Origin of the sequence: Streptomyces sp. NPDC015125 (assembly GCF_043080045.1) — a bacterium.
Classification (GTDB): Bacteria; Actinomycetota; Actinomycetes; order Streptomycetales; family Streptomycetaceae; genus Streptomyces.
In genome coordinates this window covers 134,242-154,922 of record NZ_JBIBVF010000006.1, presented here as the reverse complement: position 1 = coordinate 154,922, position 20,681 = coordinate 134,242, and the positions used below count along the sequence as shown (strand labels likewise).

Below are 20,681 nucleotides of genomic sequence, written 5' to 3'. Positions count from 1 at the left end.
GTTCAGCTCGGCCCAGCTCAGCTCGGCTCGGCTCGGCTCGGCTCGGCTCAGTTGTTCAGTTCGTGCCGATCTTGGCGAGCAGGTCGACGATCCGGGCCTGCACTTCGGCGCTCGTGGAGCGCTCCGCGAGAAAGAGCACCGTCTCGCCGGCCGCCAGCCGCGGCAGCTGCGCCGGGTCCAGGTCGGCGGAGGTGTAGACGACCAGCGGCGTGTGGTCGAGCAGGCCGTTGGCGCGCAGCCAGTCGACGATCCCGGCCCGCCGGCGGCGTACCTGCATCAGGTCCATCACGACCAGATTCGGCCGCATCTGCGTCGCGAGGGTGACCGCGTCGGCGTCTCCGCCGGCCCGTGCGACCTGCATCCCGCGCCGCTCCAGCGAGGTGGTCAGGGCGCCCGCGATGGCGTCGTTCTCCTCGATCAGCAGCACCCGCGGCGGGTGGACCTCACTGTCGCGCGGGGCCAGCGCCTTGAGCAGGACGGCCGGGTCGGCGCCGTACGCGGCCTCCCGGGTGGCCTGCCCCAGACCGGCGGTCACCAGCACCGGGACCTCGGCCGCCCCCGCCGCCTGGCGCAGTGACTGCAGTGCGGTGCGGGTGATCGGCCCGGTCAGCGGGTCGACGAAGAGCGCCGCCGGGTACGCGGCGATCTGGGCGTCCACCTCTTCGCGGGAGTTGACGATGACCGGGCGGTAGCCGCGGTCGCTGAGCGCCTGCTGGGTGGCGACATCCGGCGCCGGCCAGACCAGCAGCCGACGCGGATTGTCCAGCGGCTCCGGCGGCAACTCGTCGTCCATCGGCATGGGCTGACGGTCCATCACCTCTATGGCGCCGTTCGGGCCGTCCAGCGGCTCGGGGCCCTCGCTGCCCTCGTCGGGCGCGGAGATGGCAAAGGCCCGCCCCTCGCCGACGTCCATCAGATGCGGCTGCTGCTGCGGCTGCTGCTGGGGCTGCGGCTGGGCGGGGGCCTGGTGCGGAGCCGGCGGTCTGGGTTGCTGTTGCTGAGGCTGCGGTGCACCGGGGCGCGGATGCGTCTCGGCCGGCGGTGAACCGGCGGCCGCGCCCTCCTGCGGCGGCGCGGCGAGCTTACGGCGGCGGCCCGAACCGGCGGACGTACCACCGGGCGGTGTGCTGCCGGGCGGTGTGCTGCCCGGAGCCGTGCTGCCCGGAGGTGCGCTGCCCGGCGGCACCTGCGGGCGCTGCTGGTCGGCGATCTGCTGGGTGAACGGCACGCCCTGCCCGAGGGTGCGTACGCTGAACGCCCGCCCGTGGGAGTGTCCCGCGGCGTGCGCGTCGTCCTCGGCGGCGGGCGGCAGCGGCTGACGGTGCGGTGTGGCGGCCGGGCCGCCCTGCGGGGGTACGGGTACCTGCCCGGCGGCCTCTTCGGCGGGGCTGGGGCGACCACGCCGACGGCCGGTGGGGGCGGGAGCGCCGGGCGCCGGGGAGTTCTGGAGGGCTGGGGCGGCGGTGGGTTCCTGGGGCGCGTCGGGCGCCTGAGGCGCACTCGCGTCCGGGGCCGAAGCCTGGGCCGGGGCGATCCCGGGTGCCGTGCCGGTGGCCGTACCCGTCGCCTCCGCCGGCTCGGTGTGCTGCGCCACGAGCCCCTCCGGGCCCGCCACGAAGGTGCCGGACGATTCGGAATCGGCCATGGCGGCCGCCGCACGCTCCTCGGCCGCGGCCCGTCTGGCCCGTCGCCGGCCGGTCGGCTCGCCGTCCCACTCGCCTTGTGCCGCACCGGAGTTGACGGCCGCTTCCAGCTCGTATCCCGGCTGTCCGGCAGGCATCGCCTGCTCCGGCCCGTTGGCCACCGGCCGGCGCGCCCGACGGCGTCCCGTGCCGGCGCCCTCCTGCGGACCGCCGGCCTCCTGCGGCCCGGTGGCTTGTGCGGGCACCTGGTCGGCGGTCGCGGGCAGCGACTGCGGGGCCCGGTCCGCCGCGGCGGGCGGCAGCGCAAAGGCCGTACGCGCACCGGACTGCTGCTGCGCCCCGGAGGCGGCGGCCGCCGATGCCCGCTCCCGGTCACCCTGCGCGGTCCGCTCGGGTGTCCGCTCGGGTGCCTCGGCCAGCGCCCGGCGCGCCCGCCGCCCGCTCGGCTGTACGGGACCGAGGCCCTGCGGCCCGCCCGGAGCCGATGCCTGACCGGGAACATGCGGCTGCCCGGAAGCCGGGGTCTGCCCCGGAACCGCGGTCTGCCCCGACGCCGACGCCGAGGCCGATGCCTGCCCGGGAATCTGCGGACGGGCAGGACCCGGAGCCGATCCCTGCCCGTTGGCCGACGGCGTCGCCGCGGGCCCCTGGGTACCGGCCGCCGGGCCGCCCCGTGCGCCCGCCGCAGGACCGTGCCCCGGCTGCTGCCCCGATGTCTGACCCGTTCCGGAGGGGAGCGCGGGCAGCCCGCCGCCCTCCGGGGCGTTCTGCCGTGCCCGGCGCCGTCCGCTCGCCGGTACGGACTCGGCACCCGCCATGCCCGGCGGCAGCCCTGTACCGTTCGCCGGCCGGCCGCCCTGTGTGCCCGGCGCGCCGTCACCGTGCGGCGGATGAGCCCCGCGGCCGCCCTCGGCCGCCCCGGCACCCGTTTCGCCCGTCCCGCCGTCGCCCATGGCACCGTGCGCCGCACCGGCCTCCGGCCCCGCGCCCGCTACCGTGGCCGGGCCGCCCGGGTGTGTGCCGTGTTCCGCGCCCTGCTCCGCGCCCGAGTGCCGCGCACGGCGACGGCCGGTCGGCTGTGCCCCATGTGCCTGGTCCGGCCCCACGACGCCGCGCTCCGCGCCTCCGCCACTGCCACCGAGAGGCCCACCGGACCCACCGGACCCACCGGATCCGCCAGGCCCGCCGGACCCACCGTCACCACCAGGGCGGCCCTCGCCGCCCTCGCCGCCCCCGAAACCCTCGCCGCCCCCGAAACCCTCGCCGCCCCCGAAACCCTCGCCGTCCGGCCCCTGATCGCCCTTGCCCGAGCCATCGCCCGGGCCACTGCCCGAGCCGTCACCCGCGCCCTTGCCCGCGTCCGCGGCGTTGCCCCGGGTGCCCCGCGCATGGGCGGCCGGTACCGGCATCACCGTCGTCTCATTGCCGGTCGGCCCGTCCGCCCGGTCCGCGCCGCCCGTCGCGCCGTCCACCGTCGTGCCGTCCGCCACCACCGGCAGCTCCAGCACATACGCGCTGCCGCCCGCGCCGGGCCCGCCGCCGGGCACCTCATGCGTCTGCATCAGCCCGCCGTGCTGCCGCACGATCCCGCGGACGATCGGCTCATGGACCGGGTCGCCGCCATCGAACGGGCCGCGCACCTCGATCCGTACGACATCACCGCGCTTGGCCGCCGCCACCACGATGGTCGAATCGCCGGGGATCGGCCCCGAGCGCCCGCCGACGGCAGCCTCACCGGCCGGCATCCGGCCCGTCGAGTCCACCCCCGCGACATCCGCGATCAGGTGAGAGAGCGCCTGGGCGATCCGCTCCGCGTCGACCGTCGCCTCTATCGGCGGCGCATGCACCGCGAACTGCGCCCGGCCAGGACCGATCAGCTCGATCGCGCCCTCCACGCCCGCCGCGACCACACCGTCCAGCGAAACCTTCGTGCGGTTGAGCTTCTCCTTGCCGGAGTCCAGCCGCTGATAGCTCAGGACATTGTCCACCAGCGTCGTCATCCGGGCGTGGCCGGCCGCGAGGTGGTGCAGGATCTGGTTCGCCTCGGGCCAGAGCTGGCCGGCCGGGTCGGAGGCGAGCGTGCCCAGCTCGCCCTTCAGCTCCTCCAGCGGTCCGCGCAGCGCCTGGTCGAGCACCGCCAGCAGCTGGGTGTGCCGGGCCGCCAGCGAGTCGAACGCACGGCGGTCGGTGAAGGTCATCACGGCGCCGACGAGCTGATCGCCGTCCCGCACCGGCGCCGTCGTCAGATCGACGGGCACCGCCCGCCCGTCCTTCGACCACAGCGCCTGCCCGCGCACCCGGTGCTTGCGCCCGGACTTGAGGGTGTCGGCCAGCGGGGTGTCCTCCCACGGCAGCGGCGAGCCGTCCGCCCGCGAGTGGTGGATCAGCGGGTGCAGTTCCTTGCCGCCCAGCTCGCTCGCCCGGAACCCCAGGATCTGCGCGGCGGACGGGTTGACCAGGACGACCTTGCCCTCGGCGTCGACACCGACCACGCCCTCGGACGCGGCCCGCAGGATCATCTCGGTCTGCCGCTGCTGGCGGGCCAGCTCGGTCTCGGTGTCCAGCGTCCCGGTCAGATCACGGACGACGAGCATCAGCAGCTCATTGCCCGTGTAGCCATTGCGGTGATCGGCGTACGCGGCCTCGAAGGCGGACTCGTAGGGGGTGCGCCCGTCCTCCAGGTTGGCGCTGGTCACCTCGACCAGCAGCTCGGTCCCGTCCGTCCGCCGCGCGACCATACGGGTCGGCTTCGTCCGCCCGCCCTCGGTGTCCTCGTCCCGGCGCCGCATGGAGCCCGGGATGCGCTTGGAGTCGAAGGACGGCAGCAGATCGAGCAGCCCGCGCCCCACCAGGGCCGTGCCCGGCGCCTCGAAGGTCTCCAGCGCGATGGAGTTGGCGTTGACGACCGTGCCGTTGCAGTTGACGAGCAACAGCGCGTCGGGGAGGGCGTCGAGTATGGCTGCGAGGCGAGCAGCGCCTCGGGATGGCCTGCTGCTCACGACGACGCTTCCTCCCTGTTACCGCACCTTGCCGACCCACCGTGGCGGATCGCTGGAATGGAGTCTACGGGCACTTGCCCCAGGCGCGGAGGCGGATGACGAGGAGGTAATGCCACGGCCTTGTGCGACTCACCGCACGCCCGACATGTACCCCTCGTCCTGACCTGGCGCGCTACTAGGGCACGAACCGGGTCAGGAACGGGTCGACGGGAGCAGGGGTTCGAACCGGCCCCAGCGGCTGATCTCACACCCATTGGTGCGCCGGAAATCCGCGTTGACGGGACGCCCCGCCCAGGTTCCGGTGACATGCGCGGTGGCCGGGCCGCCGTACATCATCGTGCAGTTCACGCCCTGCGGTACGGGTGCGAACGGGTCTTTGCCCCACTTCGTCATCCCGTCCAGCTTGGCGCAGGCGCCCTTGATGTGACGGTGGTTGCCCCCGCCCGGGTGGCAGTACAGCTCGAAGGTGCCATTGGCGGCCGCCGAACCGGAGTCGTGGACGGTGACGGTGAGGTGGTCGGCGGGCGTGCGGCGGGAAACCGGCGCGCCGTGTCCGAGGGGCGCGTCGTGACCGACGGGGGTGCGGTGCCCGACGGGCGCGTCGTGACCAACGGATGCGGGGATCCGGTGATCGAGGGGCGCGCCATCATCAACGTGCCTCCCGCCATCAACGGGCCTCACGTCATCAACGGGTCTGCCGTCATCAACGGGTCTCCCGTCATCAACGTGCCTGCCGTGATCAACATGTCTGCCGTGATCGGTGCGGTCGTGCCGCGCGGCGGGCATGTGGTCCCCCGTGCCCGTGATGCCGCTCCCGGACCAGTGGTGCCGCAGCGGGATCGGGGCGGCCGACGCGACAGGCGCCGCCAGGACCAGCGCCGCGCCCGCGGAGACGACGGACACGGCGGCGATGGCGGAGACGCGGCCTGCGGCGGCCGTGGTGGCGGTCAGACGGGCCACGGCCGTGGTGGCGGCGCCGGCGGCCGCGGCGAAGAGGGATGACGTACGGCGGTGCGGCATCACAGGCTCCAGGGAGGCGAGTGCGGGGCGGTACGCGATACGTACACGCCGGGGGCGCACGACGACGCGGGTCGCCACGGCCCCGACACTTCTAACGCGCTGCCGCCCCCGACGTTGCGCTGCAGGAACGTCTTTGCCCGCAGGCCCGAGCGCCTAGTACCGTAGGGGGCGATTGGTGACAGCCCTGGGGGCTGTGCCATCATCTGGACACACCACAGCGTGCGTGCACGCGTGGGGTGTGTGGAGGCGTCGCCTAGTCCGGTCTATGGCGCCGCACTGCTAATGCGGTTTGGGGCTTACCCCCCATCGAGGGTTCAAATCCCTCCGCCTCCGCTCTTCTTCGTTCAGGCCCCGGTCCTCCCGACCGGGGCCTGAACGCCTTTATGCGCCCCCGAAACGATCTTCGCGCCCCCGCCCGCGAAACGATCTTCTCCCCGCACCTGCGGACTTCTCCCGCCACATGCGAAGTGATCATGCCTTCCGCACGGGCCTTGCGGCTCTTCCACGCGGTGCCGGACTCACCCGCCCCGGCCGCGCCACGCCGATCCACGCCACGCCGATCCACGCCGCGCCCGGCCCGGCCCGAGAGGCTGCTACGCCTCGCCGCCCCACGCCCCATACGAAGGCCGACGCCCTGGATCGCTTCGAAGAGGACTACACCCGCCCGAACTTCGTCCGGATCATCGAGGACTCCCCCTGGCCCGAATAGCCCCCCGAACCTCCCCAGAGGTGCGTTTCCGCAGGTCAGAGGTGCTGCGAGCAATGGATTTCGCCTCACGGCGCAGGTCATGTAATGTTGTTCCCGCAACGCCGACCGGCAAGAAAAACCGCCGGAAAGCCAAGCGCTCGTAGCTTAACGGATAGAGCATCTGACTACGGATCAGAAGGTTGCAGGTTCGAATCCTGCCGAGCGCACAGCAGATCAAAGCCCCCGCCGGGTAACCCGGACGGGGGCTTTGTCGTGCCGTACAGCAGCGAAGTACAGCAACCGGGTCAGCCGGTGCCACCCATCGCTTCGGAGAGTTTGCCGAGAGCCGAGCGGACCTCTTCCTCACTCGCCTCGGCGTAGACCTCCATCGTCATCGCGATCTGTGAGTGCCGCAGGATCCGCTGAGCCACCTTGGGGTGGACGCCGAGGGCGACCAGGAGCGAGCTGCAGGTGTGCCGGGTGTTCCGCAACGGGATGACACGCAGGCCGGCGCGACGAGCACGCAGCGCGAACATCCGCGTCAGGTTGCCCGGCTCGATCGGCGTGCCGTACTTCGTCGTGAAGACCAGCCCGTGACTGTCCTGCCAGAGATCACCGGCCGCCTTCCGGTCCCCGATCTGCTGAGCGCGGCGCATCCGGAGCGCCTTGAGACACAGCGTGGGCAGCGGCAGGAAGTCGTCCGAGTCCTCCGTCTTGGTCTCCCGATGGAGGATCTGACGCCCCGCCCGCTGGATCTGGTGATCCACGTACAGCTCACCAGCCTCGAAGTCGATGGACTTCCACGTCAGGCCCAGCACCTCACCGCGGCGAAGCCCGAGGCACAGCACGAGCACCCAAGCCGCCAAGAGGGGATCCTCACGAGTCACCCCATCCGCGAGGAACTGCCCAGCTTCGACCGCGGACCACGGCTTGATCCGGCGGCGCCGCGGTTTGGGCACCTTCACCAGGGCGGCGACGTTCTTTCCGATCTCCTCTTCGGTGACCGCGTGCGTCAGGGCGGCCCGCAGCGCATCGCGAGCGGCTTGAATCACCCGGCGGGATGCATACGCCTCACAGCACTCTCCGGCCGCACAGCAGCGCCGCCGGCTGGGAGCCCTCTTGGCGTCCTTCCCCTGGGCGCAGCACTGGCAGCTGATCGTCAGCTTGGTCAGCCATTCGCGCACGTCCCGGACGGTGAGCTTGTCCAGCCGCTTCGTGCCGAGGTGGGGAGCGATGTAGAGCCGCACGCAGCCCTCGTACGAGACGTACGACAGGGGCGCGAGGTTGGGCTTCACGATGGACTCGAGCCAGTACGCCAGGAAGGCGGAGACCGTGCGGTGTCGAGTAGCGACCGGACCGTTCTTCGCTTCCGCATGAAGCTTGATCCACTTGTCGTGGACGTCTTCGCGGGTCTTGCCGTAGACGTACTTGCGCTTCTTCTTGCCGTCCGGGGTGGTGACCCAGGCGTAGGCGGCGAAGCCGTTCTTGTAGGGGTAGATGGAGCCTTCACCGTTGCCGCGCTTGCCGCTCATGCCGACCACTCCGCTTCAGCATCGCGGGCCAGGCCGCTCCTCGTCAGCGCGTACGCATGGTCCGCTCCTCGGCGCGCGAGCGGCCTGACGGTTCCCCGTTTCGCACGGACATGAAGGCCCTGGGCAAGCTGGGTGACTGGGAAAGCCGGACCGAGGCGAAGGTGCCGGCGCCGGCCGAGATCGCGGCACGCCTCGGCATCGACGAGGGCGACCTGTGCGTTCGCACCGTGTATGAGTTCCTGGCCGACGGCAAGCCGGTGCAGCTGTCGACGAGCTGGGAGCCGTACGACCTCACCGGCGGCACGCTCGTCGTCCTCCCGGAGGGCGGGCCGCACTCCGGGGTGGGCGTGGTGAACCGCATGGCCGAGATCGGCATCAAGGTCGGCCACGCTGTGGAGCAGCCGGAGCCGCGGCAAGCGAATGCCGAGGAGGCATCGCTCCTCGGCATCCAGAAGGGCGCCTTCGTCACGCACATCCGGCGGACGTACTACAGCGACCAAGGGCGGCCCGTGGAGACGGCGGATATCGTCGTCCCCGCCGCGCTATGCGAGATCGTCTACGAAGTCCCGATCAGTCGTTAGCGGTGCCGGGCCGGACGCTCGCAGCCCGAATCGGCCGCACGACTAGCGGACCAGAAGCGCACCAGTTGTGGCGAGCCGCGGTCAACAGTGGTTCGATCCGAGGGTTCGCAGCAGTGCCGCGGCGAGCCGTTTCCCCTGGCCAGCGCTCATAAGTGAGGCAAACCGCCGGTGATTCCAAGCTCAGGGCTTCAGGGCTGAGCCCTGGGCAGAGCGGTTCTCGCTAAGGCAGGAGGGTATCGATGCCGAGATGAGTGATGCCCAGCTCCAGCTAGCGCTCCCGCTGTTCGCGCCCAACACGGCTCAGATGCGGTCAGCTGCCGTAGGGCGGGAAGAAGGACAGCCGCACTGCCAGCGCCGCGAGCATGATGAGGGGCGGCGCGTACCACCAGGGGCGCAGCCTTCGTGTCTTCACGAAGGGAAGGGTGAGGGCGAGGCAGAGGAGGGCCCAGCCGATGCCGAGCTTGCTGAGAAGCGAGAACTCCACAGCTGCGTCGAACTCGACAGCCTCTTCGCCGCGGGGCATGAGCTGGACCAGGGTGACGAAGGCCAGCGGCGCCTCAATCGTGACCAGCAGGCATGCCCCCAAAAATGTGCCGATGAGCAGTCGGCCACCTGGGCTTCTGGGGCGGGTGGGCGTCGTCACTATCCGAGGGCTTCCTTCGCTTGGTCAACGTGCTCGTCGAATTGGCGTCCGTACCGCTGTGCCCCTTCGCTCTGATAGTAGGGGCCGCCGTTGTAGCGGGCGGCGAGCTCCTGCATCTGCTCGCGGGTCATCTTTTCGGGCGGGACGTCGGCGAAGCCGCTCTCGGCCTTGAGTTGCGCCAGGTACTCCGACGCGATGTAGGCGTTCTGGGCCGGATTCTTGAGCGCACCGGTGACCTCGTCGCGCTGCTGGTCGCTGAGATTCTCCGGGTCGTATCCGAGGACCTCTGCTGCGCGCCGGACCTGGATGGACATCGGGCCCAACGAAGTCATGTCCTGGTCCCCGGTGAAGGGCAGGTTGCGACGTGCCCAGGGGAAAGCGTCGTCCGTCCAGCTGGGATCGCCTTCCACTTCCTTCCAGGCGATGCCCGCGACCATCTCGGGCGGCAGCCCCGAGTCGCGGGCCGCGTTGCGCAGCAGATGCTTGTTGGTGGAGATGTACTGGCGTCGCTCCTCATCGGAGCTGCTGGGCAGCCAGTGGTAGTTGCCGTCCGCTTCGAGGCCGGCAGTCTTCAACTTGATGCGCAACAGCGCAGGTGAAATCGCCACTCCTGGACCGACCTTGGGAATGGAGTCCGTCTTGACGCCAGTACCGAACAATTGGGCGTGCGGGTCATCTGCCGCGTCCTTCGTCTCACGGCGCAAAGCGTCGACGCCACCTTGGAGTTGCGTGGCGTCGATGAAGTCGCCGCCGCGGAAGTCCGGCAGGGACTGAAAGGCGACACGGATCTCGGCGAGACAGTCCTTGCGTGCTTCGCCCTCGACGCGCAGGGCATCGGCGTAGTGATCGCTGGTTGCGTTGTAGTAGCGATCTGCCTCTTCACGAATCTCGTCCGGGTCGGCGAAAAGCTCTGCAGCCCAGTCCCAGAACCCCGTAGTTGCCCGCAGGTCCTCCCATTGCCGCATGGGTTCGGCCGCCCGCGCGGTGGGAGTGATCGGAGTGCCTTCACGTGAGATGACCTCGGCCAAGCGCGACTCCGTCGATTGCCCGCTTTCGAAGTGGTGCTTGGCACGGGTCGCGGCCTTCGCATAGGTGTAGAGCGCACTGCGAACCCGCCGGAAGGCTGTGGAGAGGTGCTCGCCCAGAGCCGTGGCTTCTTTCAGACGAGCGGTGTACTGCTCGCGTCCCTCACCCTGCCAGTCGATACGGCCGGCCTTGCGGAAGTCGTCCTCGCACGAGTCGAGCAGGAGGTGCAGCCTCCGGTACTCATCGCCTGTCTGCTCGATGAGCGGAGGGTTGCACAGCTCCAGAAAATCCACGTCGGATCGGTAGGTCACGTCACTCACCGGTCCTCGGGGGCTACGTAGCGGCCCCTGCTGAGGATCTCGTCCATGCCTCGCTGAGCGGTTGCGTCGGCGTGCACGAGGGCGTTCCCAGTAGCGTGCAACTTGGTGGACAGCGCAGACAGCAGGGTGACCATGTCTGCGTACTGGTCCTGTGTGTAGCGCGCGAACTCCTCCACGGCCTGCGCCACGTCTGGATGCGCGCGCGGGACGCGGCACTGAGTCGCGTTCTCCCCGTCCATGCGCCCCGCGTTCAGCAGCCCGGCAAGCTCGTTGAGCAGATTGGAGCTGCCGTTGATGGAGGCGGCATCCGCAGAGAAGCCGCCAGATCCCCCGTTCATTAACCCCCCAAGCGTCAAAAGATCATCATGTCATGACCCCCCCAGGTGCCCTGATAGATGATTACAGGCCCCAAGGGCGCGCGGCAGTCGGCTGCCCAACAGGACGTGTGTTCACGGGTGTTCGAGATGCATAGAAGCGCCATGGATGCGAGAAGCGGGTTGCGGGGAGGCGGTTGCTGTACAGCAGCGGAGTACAGCAACCACCGCAACCCATCGCGGCCGTTGATGCGCCCAGGAGGCCGCGAAGTGCCCCGTACGATGTTCGCTGACCGATCCGCATAGAGCTACGGATCAGAAGGTTGCAGGTTCGAATCCTGCCGAGCGCACAGCAGATCAAAGCCCCCGCCGGGTTCTCCGGGCGGGGGCTTTTTCGTGCCGTACGGCAGTAGCGGAGTGCAGCAACCGGGTTATGCGCCGGGGCCGTCCCTTGCTTCGAAGTTTGGGAGGGCGGGAGCTGGCCTCCTGTGGGTGCCGGCGGTGTGCTGAGTGACCTTCAGGGGCGAACAGGGGTGTCCGGGGCGTCGCCCCGGTCGTCGAGCGGCCTGGGGGGCGGGCCGGGCTGGTCAGTGCAGGGCGCGGAGCCGGGCTGGTCAACGGCGAGTGTGGCTCCGATGGGGGGTGTGGCGGTGGTGGTGGCGGGGTGAGGGGGCTGGGGGGTCTTCAGTGGGGTGTGACGTCGATGAGTCCGGTGAGTTGGTGGCGGACGTGGTCGGCGGTCCGGGAGGCGTCGAGGTCGGCGACGTCCACGGTGATGACGTTCCACGGGGTGGTGGCCAGAAGGCGCAGGGTCAGGGCGGCTTCGTAGCGTAGGTGGGCGGCGGCCGAGGCGAGATCGTGGACGGAGCGGGTGCCGGGGGAGCCTGCGAGTCTGGTGAGGTACCAGTGTTCCCAGTCGGGGCCCTCGCGGGTGAGGGCGCGGTGGAGGGCGGTCGAGGGGTCGTCGTGTACGTAGACCACGGTCACCTGGGTCGGTTCGACGGCGGTGGTCAACTCGTGCAGGACATGGGTGATGGAGGGCTCGTCGTGGCCCCAGGCCACCAGGGAAGGGATGAAGGGGAGCAGCGCGTCGGTGACCAGGACGTCGATGCCGGCGTCTCGGGACTCGGTGAGATAGGCGCGGGTGGATTCGATCAAGGTCTCGGGGCGGACGCTGTTGTTGCCGTTGGCGAACTCTTCGGCCACGGGGCGGAAGGCGGGGCGGCTGAGGATGTCGGCCTCTTGGAAGTGGTCGACCGCTGCTCCGGTGTCCCTCAGCCAGGCGGCCAGGGAGCGGCAGAGGGTCGACTTTCCGACGCCCGGGCTGTTGCCGACGACTGCTATCAGGTGCCTCGTCATGGCGGCAGCCTTGCACGAGGGAGGACGGAGGGAGCGGCAGAGGGTCGACTTTCCGACACCCGGGCTGTTGCCGACGACTGCTGGCGGGAGGGGGTGGGTGCGCAGCGTCAACTGGCTTGGTGTGGAGCGGAGTTGAGAGGGGATGGCAGGGGAGTGGAGTGGTGGTGAAGGAAACGATTAGGCATTGGCGGGGGAGTGGCGTAATGTTCAGTTCACCGACGCGGGGTGGAGCAGCTCGGTAGCTCGCTGGGCTCATAACCCAGAGGTCGCAGGTTCAAATCCTGTCCCCGCTACTGATAGCCGCAGGCCCAGTGGAATTTCTTCCACTGGGCCTGCGGCTTTTGTGCGTGCGGGTGCGTGCGGGCGGGCGGGGCGGTTCAGTCGTGGACCGGTGGGGGTGGGGCTGTGTAGTGGGCGGCCGGGCCGGTGTGGGGGCGGGCCAGGTCGGGGTGGAGGAGCAGGTTGTCGTCGTAGTCGCCGTTGTTCTGGTGGCGGAAGGGCAGCGGCTCGGTGGTGGGGAGGGAGTGGAGGCGCTCGCGCAGGCGGGTGGCGGCGCTCGCGTAGGCGGTGGGGGTGGTGCGGTCCGCGCCGGGGATCAGGAGGGGCGGGACGACGGAGATCCCGGTGTACCAGAGGGTGCCGTGCTGGAGGGGGAAGAGCAGGTCGTTGAGGTCTCCGTTGACGCCGCGCGGGCCGAGGGTGGCGGCGCGGGCGCCGGCGGTGGTGATGACCATGGCGCGCTTGCCGGTGAGTTTGCCGTCGCCGTAGCGCTGGGGGCGGCCGGTGGCGGGGTCGGTGAGGCCGAAGGCGAAGCCCTTGACGAAGACGCGGTCGAACCAGCCCTTGAGGATGGCCGGCATGCCGTACCACCAGAGGGGGAACTGGATGATCAGCGTGTCCGCCCAGGTGAGTTTCTGCTGTTCGGCGTCGATGTCGGGGCTCAAGTGGCCGTTTGAGTAGGCGCGTTCCGAGGCCGTGCCGATGAGCAGGCGGTCGGCCGGGTCGTGGTCGTAATCGGCGGCGTCGACCACCGGGTTCCACTTCATGGCGTAGAGGTCGGAGACGCGGTGCTGGTGGCCGTGGGCGTCGAGGGTGCGCAGCCCCTCGGCCTGCAGGGCGCCGCTCAGGGAGCGCCGGTCGGGGTGGGCGAACAGCCAGAGGACCTTCATGTCCTCCACTGTCCGGGGAGCCGTGGTGGCATTCGAGTGGCCCGATGGCCATGGTGTGCAAGGATCGGGCCATGAGTCGGGCCATGGGTGTGGTGGAGAGCGGTGGCGACGGTGGTAGTGGGGGTGGGAATGTGCGGGCCGTTCCGGGGGGTGGGCGGCCGCATCGGGTGGCGGTGCTGGTGCGGGACGGGATGCTGCCGATCGAGGTGGGGATCGTGCACCGGATCTTCGGGGAGGCCCGGTCGGCGGGCGGGGAGCGGCTGTACGAGCTGGTGACCTGCGCTTTGGAGCCCGGGGAGGTGCGTACGGACACGGACTTCACGGTGAATGTCGGGCACGGGCCGGAGGCGCTGGCCGAGGCCGACACCGTGGTCGTCCCGGCGTCCGGGGCGGATTACGGGTGGGGGGAGGGCGGAGGTGCGGGGCGGCTGAGTCCGGCGATGGCCGCAGCGCTGGGCCGGATCCGGCCCGGGACCCGGATCGCGTCGATCTGTACGGGGGCGTTCGTACTGGCCGCGGCCGGGCTGCTGGACGGGCGGCGGGCCACCACACACTGGCGGTCGGTGGATGACTTCCGGCAGTTGTTCCCGGCGGTCGAGCTGGATGCGGATGTGCTGTACACGGACGAGGGGGAGGTGCTGACCGCGGCGGGGGTCGCCTCAGGGATCGATCTGTGTCTGCACATGGTCCGGTGCGATCACGGGGCGGCGGTGGCCAACGATGTGGCGCGGCGGACGGTCGTGCCGCCGCACCGGGAGGGCGGGCAGGCGCAGTACATCCGGCGGCCGGTGCCGGAGCCTCAGATGTCCTCCACGGGGGCGGCGAGGGCCTGGGCGCTGGAACATCTGGACCGGCCGCTGAGCCTGCGGGAGCTGGCGGCGCGCGAATCGATGAGCGTACGGACCTTCACCCGGCGGTTCCGGGACGAGGTCGGGGTCTCGCCGCTCCAGTGGCTGACGCAGCAACGGATCGAGCGCGCACGGCAGTTGCTGGAGGAGACGGAGCTGACGGTGGACCGGATCGCGGCGGAGGCGGGCTTCGGGACGGCGGCCTCGCTGCGGATGCATCTGCAGGCGGTGCTGGGGGTGTCGCCACGGGCCTATCGGCGCACGTTCCGGGGGCCGGGAGGCGGGGATGGCGATGGGAGTGGGGAAGGCGATGGGGATGGGGGTGGGCTGGTGGCGTGAGGTCTGGTGGGGGCCCGGTGGGGTGTGAGGTCTGGTGGGGCGTTCGGCCTGGGTGGGCGGCCCGGTGGGGTGGTGCGCGCCGCGCGGGGGGCGAGTGTTGCGGGGCAGTGGGCAGTGGGGTGTGGGCTGAGGACCGCCGGTGACTGTGTGCGGGTGGCGTTGTCAGTGGGTGGTCGTACGCTGGCGGTGTGTGGCGATGTACGGGACCGCGCTGGTCGGGCGGCGGGCCGGGGTCGGGACCGGAGGGGCGGTTCGGGCAGCGGCTCGGCTGGTACTGCGCCGAGCGGGGTGAGGAGCGGGTGAGCATGCTGCCCGCGGGCAAGGCGCTGGCGTTCGCCGCGCAGGGGGAGCGTCGCTGCCTGGGCGTACGGCGGGCCGCACGCTGGATCGTGTGCCCGTACGGTGCGGTGCTCGACGGTGCGAGTGCCAAGGACCAGTGCGCCCGATGCGCCCAGTTGGATCGTTCGCGGTCGGTGGCCGCGGACACCATGGCCGATGATCCGCGCCCTTATGGCGTCTACCTCGCGTACTTCGGTCCCGGCCTGCTCAAGGTGGGGATCACGGCCGTCGAGCGCGGCCCGGCCCGGCTGGTGGAGCAGGGGGCGGTGGCGTACGCATGGCTGGGGCGCGGGCCCTTGATGGCGGCGCGGCGGGCGGAGGCGTTGCTGGGGAGCGCGCTGGCGGTCCCCGACCGGTTCGGGAAGGCGGCGAAACGGGCGGCTCGTGGGGCGTTGCCCCCGGTGCCGGAACGGGCCGCCGAGCTGGCGCAACTACACGGGGCTGCACGGAGGTTGCCGGGCTGGCCGGAGACGCTCCAGCCGGTGGAGTTCGCCTGTACGGACCATACGGAGCTGTTCGGGCTTGACCGTATTCCGGGCGAGGTGGCGGAGCTGGGCGGGATGACGTCCGGGATGGAGATCGTGGGGGAGGTGCTGACCGGGGTGGGGCCCGATGTGTATCTGCGGCTGGTGGGGGATGGGGACGGGGATGGGGATGGAAGTGGGGGTGCAGGTGGGGGTGGGGAAGTGGAAGTGGGAGGGGGAAAGGTGGTGGGGGGCGTCGGTGCTGGGGCGGGGCGGGGTGCTGTGACCGGCGTGGTCGGTGGGGCCGGCCCGGGCGGGGCGTCGAGCAGAGCCGGTGCGATGAGTGGGGCCGGTGCGGCGAGCAGGGCCGGTGGGGTGGTTGCGGTGATGGATGCGCGGGTGTTGTCGGGGTGGGTGCTGGGGGCGGCTGTGGGGCGGGTGACGACGGCGCCGGTGCGGACCGCGGTGTCCGGGACGGGGGAGCGGGCGGGGGCGGGGGAGGAGAAGGGGCGCCAGGAGGGGTTGTTCTGAGGGGCCGGGCCCGGCCGGGCGGGCAGGCAGGTGGGGGCGAGGTGGGGGCATCGGGACTGGTGAGGCTGGGACTGCGCTTCCTCTGGGCTTCCTCTGGGCTTGCGGGGCTTGCCGGAAAGCGGCTGATGGGGGTTGTTCCGGGCCGGGTGGGGGCGTTTAGATGCTGTATGCAAGTAGGCCGGTGGGCCCGTAGATCGGGAGCGCGGTAGCTGGGCGTGTTGGGCTGGTTCGGTGTGTGCCGTCGGCTGGGCGCGTTGGCGTTGGCGTTGGCTGGGCGCGGTTGCGTTGGCCTCGGCTGAGCGTGTTGTGCCGGCTTGTGGAGGAGGGGCCGGCTCGCAGCGGGGCGGGCGTCCTGGTTGCGGGCGTAGTGGCCGGAACCGTAGTGGTCGGAACCGTATCGGGAGGGGCCCGGCGTGGCGGAGGGTGATGAGCAGGTCGGCGCATTCTGGCGGGAGTTGGGGCTGCCGGGGCTGATCGATGTGCATACGCATTTCATGCCCGAGCGGGTGATGGCGAAGGTCTGGGCGTACTTCGACGCGGCCGGGCCGCTGGTGGGCCAGGCGTGGCCGATTGCGTACCGGTTCGAGGAGGACGAGCGGCTGGCGGTGCTGCGTGGTTTCGGGGTGCGGGCGTTCACGTCGATGGTCTATCCGCACAAGCCGGGGATGGCGCAGTGGCTGAACGGCTGGGCGGCCGACTTCGCCTCCCGTACGCCGGACTGTCTGCGGACCGCGACCTTCTTTCCGGAGGACGGCGCCGCAGCGTATGTGCGTGACGAACTGGCCGGCGGGGCCCGGGTCTTCAAGGCGCATGTGCAAGTGGGCGGGTACGACCCGACCGATGCGCTGCTCGACTCCGTGTGGGGTGCCCTTGCGGAGGCAGGTGTGCCGGTGGTCATCCACTGCGGGTCGGGACCGGCGCCGGGCAAGCACACGGGGCCCGAGCCGATCGGGCGGCTGCTGGCCCGCCACCCCCGGCTGCGACTGATCATCGCGCACATGGGGATGCCGGAGTACGTCGACTTCCTGGACCTTGCACAGCGCTATCCGGGCGTGCACCTCGATACGACGATGGTCTTCACGGACTTCTCCGAGCGGACCGCGCCGTTCCCGCGGGCCGAACGCCGCCGGCTCACGGACCTCGGCGACCGGGTGCTGTTCGGCAGCGACTTTCCCAACATCCCTTATGGGTACCTGCATGCGCTGGAGGCGCTTGACCGGCTGGAGCTGGGTGAGGAGTGGCTGCGGGGGGTCTGTTACGGGAATGCGGCCGGGCTGTTCGGGGGGTGAGGCCTGGTGGTGCTGTGTGCTCTCGGGGCGAACGGGGTCTTCTGAGCGTGTACGGGCCGCGGTTCGGCGCGTTCAGGGTCTTCTGAGCCGTACGCGGGGCGTAGTTCGGCGTCTTCAGGGGCGTTCGGACGTGTGTGGGGTGGTGGCTGTGGCTGTGGCTGTGGAGGTGGCGGTGGATGCGACTGCGTCTGTTGCTGCCGTCAGATGGGACAGGGCCGCGCGCAGATCGGCGAGTGTGGCCTCATCCGTTACGCGTTCCGTAGTGGGATCGATCTTCGGGCCGATGGCGGGGATTTCGCGGCAGGCGGCCTCGATGACCTCGCCGGTCATCATGCGCAGGATCTCGCGGAGCTGGGCATTGGCGTGATCGCCGCCGGTGGGGAACGGCGAGGCGGTGATCACCGCGACCGGCTTCGAGACGCATTCGCCGCTGCTGACCAGCCAGTCGAGGGCGTTCTTGAGGGCGCCGGGGACGCCGTGCGCGTACTCGGGGCTGACGACGAGCAGGGCGTCGGCCATCGCGACCTCGGCGCGCAGGGCGGCGACGGGTGCCGAGGGTGTGGCGTCCTCACCGTCCAGATCGGGGTTGAAGTGCGGGAGGGCGCCGATGTCCGCGGTGGCGGTCGGGCCGTCCCAGAAGCTGAGAGCGGAGCGCAGCACCGCGCCGTTGGAGGAGCGCGCACGCAGACTGCCGGAGAGCGCGAGGAGTCTCATGGGGTGACGGTACAGGGGCTTTCGTGGGGCCGTGAAGGTGCTGGTCAGAGCGGTTGTCAGTGGCGGGTGCGATGCTGAAGAAGTGGTGATCGACCTGGACCGCGCGGGGGGCGGCCCAGGTCGGTCAAGGGCCGGGGACCGGGGGGAGGGGGAGAGGCCACGGAGGGACGAAGCATGGGGATTCTCAGGAGATTCACAGAAAGGCGCAAGGGAGCTTTCACGGGAGCGGGTCAGGCTCACGGGCATGACCGTGACTTCGTCGTCCTCAGCGTCGTTTCGTATCCCGGCTACGGCCTCGTCCTCCAGGGGCGCGCCCGCGAAGCAGCCGGCGTTGTTGCGGCCCGACGGCAGTCCGCTGCGGGTGCTGGTCGTGGACGATGAGTCCTCGCTCGCCGACCTGCTGTCCCTCGCCTTGCGTTACGAGGGTTGGGACATCCGCTCGGAAGGGGACGGGGCGGGAGCGCTGTACTGCGCACGTAGTTGGCGGCCGGATGCGGTGCTGCTCGATGTGATGCTGCCGGACATGGACGGGCTGACGTTGCTCGGTCGGTTGCGGCGGGAACTGCCGGATGTGCCGGTGCTGTTCCTGACCGCCAAGGACGCGGTCGAGGACCGGATCGCCGGGCTGACGGCGGGCGGCGACGACTATGTCACCAAGCCGTTCAGCCTGGAAGAGGTGGTGGCCAGGCTGCGGGGGCTGCTCCGCCGGGCCGGGGCGGCCGCAGCCCGGAGCGAGTCGCGGCTGACGGTGGGCGATCTGGTGCTCGACGAGGACAGTCATGAGGTGTGGCGGGACGGCCAGGAGATCCATCTGACCGCCACCGAGTTCGAGTTGCTCCGCTATCTGATGCGTAATCCGCGGCGGGTGCTGAGCAAGACCCAGATCCTCGACCGGGTCTGGAGCTATGACTTCGGCGGCCAGGCCAACGTCGTGGAGCTGTATATCTCCTATCTGCGGCGGAAGATCGACGCGGGGCGGACGCCGATGATCCACACCCGGCGGGGCGCGGGCTATCTCATCAAGCCGGGCGGGTAGGCCGGTGCCGCGAACCCCGGCCACCGGGCCGGCCGGCTCAGACGCCTCGGCCACGCCCGCTGTCACTCCCACTGCCACCCCCACCGCCACCCCCACTGCCACCCCCACCCCCACTCCCACTCCCACCTCCACCCCCCGCCGCCGCTGGTCGCTCCGGACCCGTCTCGTCGTGTCGGCGGTTGCGCTGATCGCTGTCGTCGGTGCCGTCATCGGCACGGTGACCACCATTGCGCTGCACCTCTATCTGCAAAGGCAGTTGGACCGGCAGCTGAGGGGTTCCGTGATCCATGCCCAGGCCCCGCCGCCGGGTGATCCACGGCGTACCCAAGGGCTGGAGTTTGTGGCGATGGGCGGTCAGCCCCTGGAGACGGTGGGGGCGCGGTTCGGGCCCGACGGCATGGAGAGTGCCAGACTGAGCAGCTCGAACCGGCTGCACGACGACCGGCTGTCGCCGCTGTCCGAGGTGCAGGCTCATGTGCTGAAATCGGTGCCGCGGGACGGCAGGCCGCACACCGCGGAGCTGCCCGGGCTCGGTGACTACCGGGTGGAGTCCAGCAGGGACGGCTCGCTGCTGCTCGGTCTGCCGCTCGGCAAGGTGCAGGACACGGTCAGCCAACTGGTGGTCATCGAGGAGTGTGTGACGGTCGCCGGGCTGATCGCGGCCGGTATCGCCGGTTCCACCATGGTCGGTATCGCCCTGCGGCCGTTGCGCCGGGTCGCCGCCACAGCCACCCACGTGTCCGAACTTCCGCTGCACCACGGCGAGGTGGCGCTGCACGTCCGGGTGCCGGCCTCCGAATCGGACGGCCGGACGGAAGTGGGCCAGGTCGGTGCGGCGTTGAACCGGATGCTGGGGCATGTCGGCTCGGCGCTCTCGGCCCGCCAGGAGAGCGAGATGCGGGTGCGGCAGTTCGTCGCCGACGCCAGCCATGAGCTGCGTACGCCGCTCGCGTCGATCCGCGGCTATGCCGAGCTGACCCGGCGCGGGCAGGAGCAGCCGGGGCCGGAGACCCGGCACGCCCTGGGACGGATCGAGTCGGAGGCGGAGCGGATGACGGGGCTGGTGGAGGACCTGTTGCTGCTCGCCCGGCTCGATTCCGGGCGCCCGCTCTCGTACGAGAGCACGGATCTGTCGCCGTTGGTGGTGGATGCCGTCAGCGATGCGCGGGTGGCGGGGCCCGGTCACCGGTGGCGGCTGGAGCTGCCCGATGAGCCCGCGTTGGTGTACGGCGATGGCGGGCGGCTGCACCAGATCTTGGTGAATCTGCTGGCCAATGCTCGTACGCATACGCCCGAGGGCACGACGGTGACGGCCAGGGTGCGCACCGCCGGCCCTACGGCCGGTCCCTCCGCCGCTGGTGTTACGGCCGGTGCCTCCGCCGTTGGTGGTGCGGCCGGTCGCGCCGCCGCCGGTGGCCCTGCCGGGCGCCACGACGTCGTGGTGCTGGAGGTACAGGACGACGGGCCCGGCATTCCGGCCGCGCTCCTCCCGCGCGTCTTCGAGCGGTTCGCGCGGGGTGACGCCTCGCGTTCGCGTACCGCCGGGAGCACGGGGCTCGGCCTCGCCATCGTGCAGGCGGTGGTTGCCGCGCATGGGGGCACGGTCGGGGTCGCCAGCGTGCCGGGACGGACGGTCTTCACCGTGATGCTGCCGACGATGACGGCTGGCCCGAAGGCACCGGCTGCCCCGAAGGCACCGGCCGTCCCGAAGGCACCGGCCGTCCGGAAGGCACCGGCTGCCCCAAAGACTGCGCTGAAGGGGCCGGTTGTCCCGTAGCCACCGGCCGTCCTGAAGCCACCGGCCGTCCCGTAGCCACCGGCCGTCCC

The 20,681-nt window shown here is 71.0% G+C and carries 15 protein-coding genes, 3 tRNA genes and 1 pseudogene; 10 read left to right on the top strand and 9 right to left on the bottom strand.

The window, feature by feature from the left end; all coding sequences use genetic code 11:
- Window positions 1-55: 55 nt before the first annotated feature.
- Together ACF088_RS16615 and ACF088_RS16610 are read right to left on the bottom strand one after the other, a co-directional pair.
- The gene (locus ACF088_RS16615) at window positions 56-4,642 is read right to left on the bottom strand and encodes a PAS domain-containing protein (protein WP_392376475.1); all 4,587 of its coding nucleotides are present in this window, start codon (window positions 4,640-4,642) and stop codon (window positions 56-58) included.
- Window positions 4,643-4,834: 192 nt separating this feature from the next.
- Window positions 4,835-5,266, bottom strand: coding sequence for an SSI family serine proteinase inhibitor (locus ACF088_RS16610; RefSeq protein WP_392376636.1), 432 nt, complete (start codon window positions 5,264-5,266; stop codon window positions 4,835-4,837).
- A gap of 638 nt (window positions 5,267-5,904) precedes the next feature.
- Here ACF088_RS16610 and ACF088_RS16605 point away from each other — a divergent pair.
- The 3 genes from ACF088_RS16605 to ACF088_RS16595 all read left to right on the top strand — a co-directional run bounded on the left by ACF088_RS16605 (window position 5,905) and on the right by ACF088_RS16595 (window position 6,577).
- Window positions 5,905-5,995: transfer RNA gene (locus ACF088_RS16605), tRNA-Ser, on the top strand.
- Window positions 5,996-6,122: 127 nt separating this feature from the next.
- Window positions 6,123-6,371, top strand: coding sequence for a hypothetical protein (locus tag ACF088_RS16600; RefSeq protein ID WP_392376474.1), 249 nt, complete (start codon window positions 6,123-6,125; stop codon window positions 6,369-6,371).
- A 133-nt stretch (window positions 6,372-6,504) separates the two neighbouring features.
- Window positions 6,505-6,577: transfer RNA gene (locus ACF088_RS16595), tRNA-Arg, on the top strand.
- A gap of 78 nt (window positions 6,578-6,655) precedes the next feature.
- On the opposite strand, the gene xerC is transcribed toward ACF088_RS16595, so the two are convergent.
- Window positions 6,656-7,891, bottom strand: coding sequence for a tyrosine recombinase XerC (xerC, locus tag ACF088_RS16590; RefSeq protein WP_392376473.1), 1,236 nt, complete (start codon window positions 7,889-7,891; stop codon window positions 6,656-6,658).
- Window positions 7,892-7,914: 23 nt separating this feature from the next.
- Here xerC and ACF088_RS16585 point away from each other — a divergent pair.
- A pseudogene (locus ACF088_RS16585) lies at window positions 7,915-8,463 on the top strand (UTRA domain-containing protein); the annotation flags it as partial.
- A 310-nt stretch (window positions 8,464-8,773) separates the two neighbouring features.
- On the opposite strand, the gene ACF088_RS16580 reads toward ACF088_RS16585, so the two are convergent.
- The 4 genes from ACF088_RS16580 to ACF088_RS16565 all read right to left on the bottom strand — a co-directional run bounded on the left by ACF088_RS16580 (window position 8,774) and on the right by ACF088_RS16565 (window position 12,125).
- On the bottom strand, window positions 8,774-9,106 hold the full coding sequence (locus ACF088_RS16580) for a hypothetical protein (protein ID WP_392376472.1): 333 nt from the start codon (window positions 9,104-9,106) through the stop codon (window positions 8,774-8,776).
- On the bottom strand, window positions 9,106-10,443 hold the full coding sequence (locus ACF088_RS16575; protein WP_392376471.1) for a hypothetical protein: 1,338 nt from the start codon (window positions 10,441-10,443) through the stop codon (window positions 9,106-9,108). Before ACF088_RS16575 ends, ACF088_RS16580 begins: the two co-directional genes overlap by 1 nt.
- Window positions 10,444-10,448: 5 nt before the next feature.
- The gene (locus tag ACF088_RS16570; protein ID WP_392376470.1) at window positions 10,449-10,790 is read right to left on the bottom strand and encodes a hypothetical protein; all 342 of its coding nucleotides are present in this window, start codon (window positions 10,788-10,790) and stop codon (window positions 10,449-10,451) included.
- Window positions 10,791-11,450: 660 nt separating this feature from the next.
- Window positions 11,451-12,125, bottom strand: coding sequence for a hypothetical protein (locus tag ACF088_RS16565; protein ID WP_392376469.1), 675 nt, complete (start codon window positions 12,123-12,125; stop codon window positions 11,451-11,453).
- A 219-nt stretch (window positions 12,126-12,344) separates the two neighbouring features.
- On the opposite strand from ACF088_RS16565, the gene ACF088_RS16560 reads away from it, so the two are divergent.
- Window positions 12,345-12,418, top strand: a tRNA-Met gene (locus tag ACF088_RS16560).
- 84 nt (window positions 12,419-12,502) lie between these two features.
- Here ACF088_RS16560 and ACF088_RS16555 read toward each other — a convergent pair.
- Complete coding sequence (locus ACF088_RS16555) at window positions 12,503-13,294, bottom strand: NAD(P)H-dependent oxidoreductase (protein WP_392376468.1); 792 nt, start codon at window positions 13,292-13,294, stop codon at window positions 12,503-12,505.
- An 83-nt stretch (window positions 13,295-13,377) separates the two neighbouring features.
- Between ACF088_RS16555 and ACF088_RS16550 the strand changes: the two genes are divergently transcribed.
- The 3 genes from ACF088_RS16550 (at window position 13,378) to ACF088_RS16540 (ending at window position 17,104) form a co-directional block, all read left to right on the top strand.
- Window positions 13,378-14,481, top strand: a complete 1,104-nt coding sequence (locus tag ACF088_RS16550) for a GlxA family transcriptional regulator (protein ID WP_392376635.1) — start codon at window positions 13,378-13,380, stop codon at window positions 14,479-14,481.
- 188 nt (window positions 14,482-14,669) lie between these two features.
- On the top strand, window positions 14,670-15,815 hold the full coding sequence (locus ACF088_RS16545; protein ID WP_392376467.1) for a DUF2797 domain-containing protein: 1,146 nt from the start codon (window positions 14,670-14,672) through the stop codon (window positions 15,813-15,815).
- Window positions 15,816-16,228: 413 nt separating this feature from the next.
- On the top strand, window positions 16,229-17,104 hold the full coding sequence (locus ACF088_RS16540; protein ID WP_392376466.1) for an amidohydrolase family protein: 876 nt from the start codon (window positions 16,229-16,231) through the stop codon (window positions 17,102-17,104).
- Between the two features lie 114 nt (window positions 17,105-17,218).
- Here the strand turns inward: ACF088_RS16540 and ACF088_RS16535 are convergent, their stop codons facing one another.
- On the bottom strand, window positions 17,219-17,818 hold the full coding sequence (locus tag ACF088_RS16535; RefSeq protein WP_392376465.1) for an NADPH-dependent FMN reductase: 600 nt from the start codon (window positions 17,816-17,818) through the stop codon (window positions 17,219-17,221).
- Window positions 17,819-18,152: 334 nt separating this feature from the next.
- Between ACF088_RS16535 and ACF088_RS16530 the strand changes: the two genes are divergently transcribed.
- Entirely contained in the window at window positions 18,153-18,854 is a 702-nt protein-coding gene (locus ACF088_RS16530; protein ID WP_392376634.1) for a response regulator transcription factor, read from the top strand.
- 169 nt (window positions 18,855-19,023) lie between these two features.
- A complete protein-coding gene (locus ACF088_RS16525) occupies window positions 19,024-20,631 on the top strand; it encodes a sensor histidine kinase (RefSeq protein ID WP_392376633.1) in 1,608 nt (535 codons plus the stop codon).
- Window positions 20,632-20,681: the final 50 nt, after the last annotated feature.

Excerpts from the sequence above, each read along its gene's own strand:
- ACF088_RS16570 (WP_392376470.1), bottom strand. The coding sequence starts at position 10,790 with ATGAACGGGGGATCTGGCGGCTTCTCTGCGGATGCCGCCTCCATCAAC.
- ACF088_RS16565 (WP_392376469.1), bottom strand. The coding sequence starts at position 12,125 with ATGACGAGGCACCTGATAGCAGTCGTCGGCAACAGCCCGGGCGTCGGA.
- ACF088_RS16555 (WP_392376468.1), bottom strand. The coding sequence starts at position 13,294 with ATGAAGGTCCTCTGGCTGTTCGCCCACCCCGACCGGCGCTCCCTGAGC.
- ACF088_RS16600 (WP_392376474.1), top strand. The coding sequence starts at position 6,123 with ATGCGAAGTGATCATGCCTTCCGCACGGGCCTTGCGGCTCTTCCACGC.
- ACF088_RS16535 (WP_392376465.1), bottom strand. The coding sequence starts at position 17,818 with ATGAGACTCCTCGCGCTCTCCGGCAGTCTGCGTGCGCGCTCCTCCAAC.
- ACF088_RS16550 (WP_392376635.1), top strand. The coding sequence starts at position 13,378 with ATGGGTGTGGTGGAGAGCGGTGGCGACGGTGGTAGTGGGGGTGGGAAT.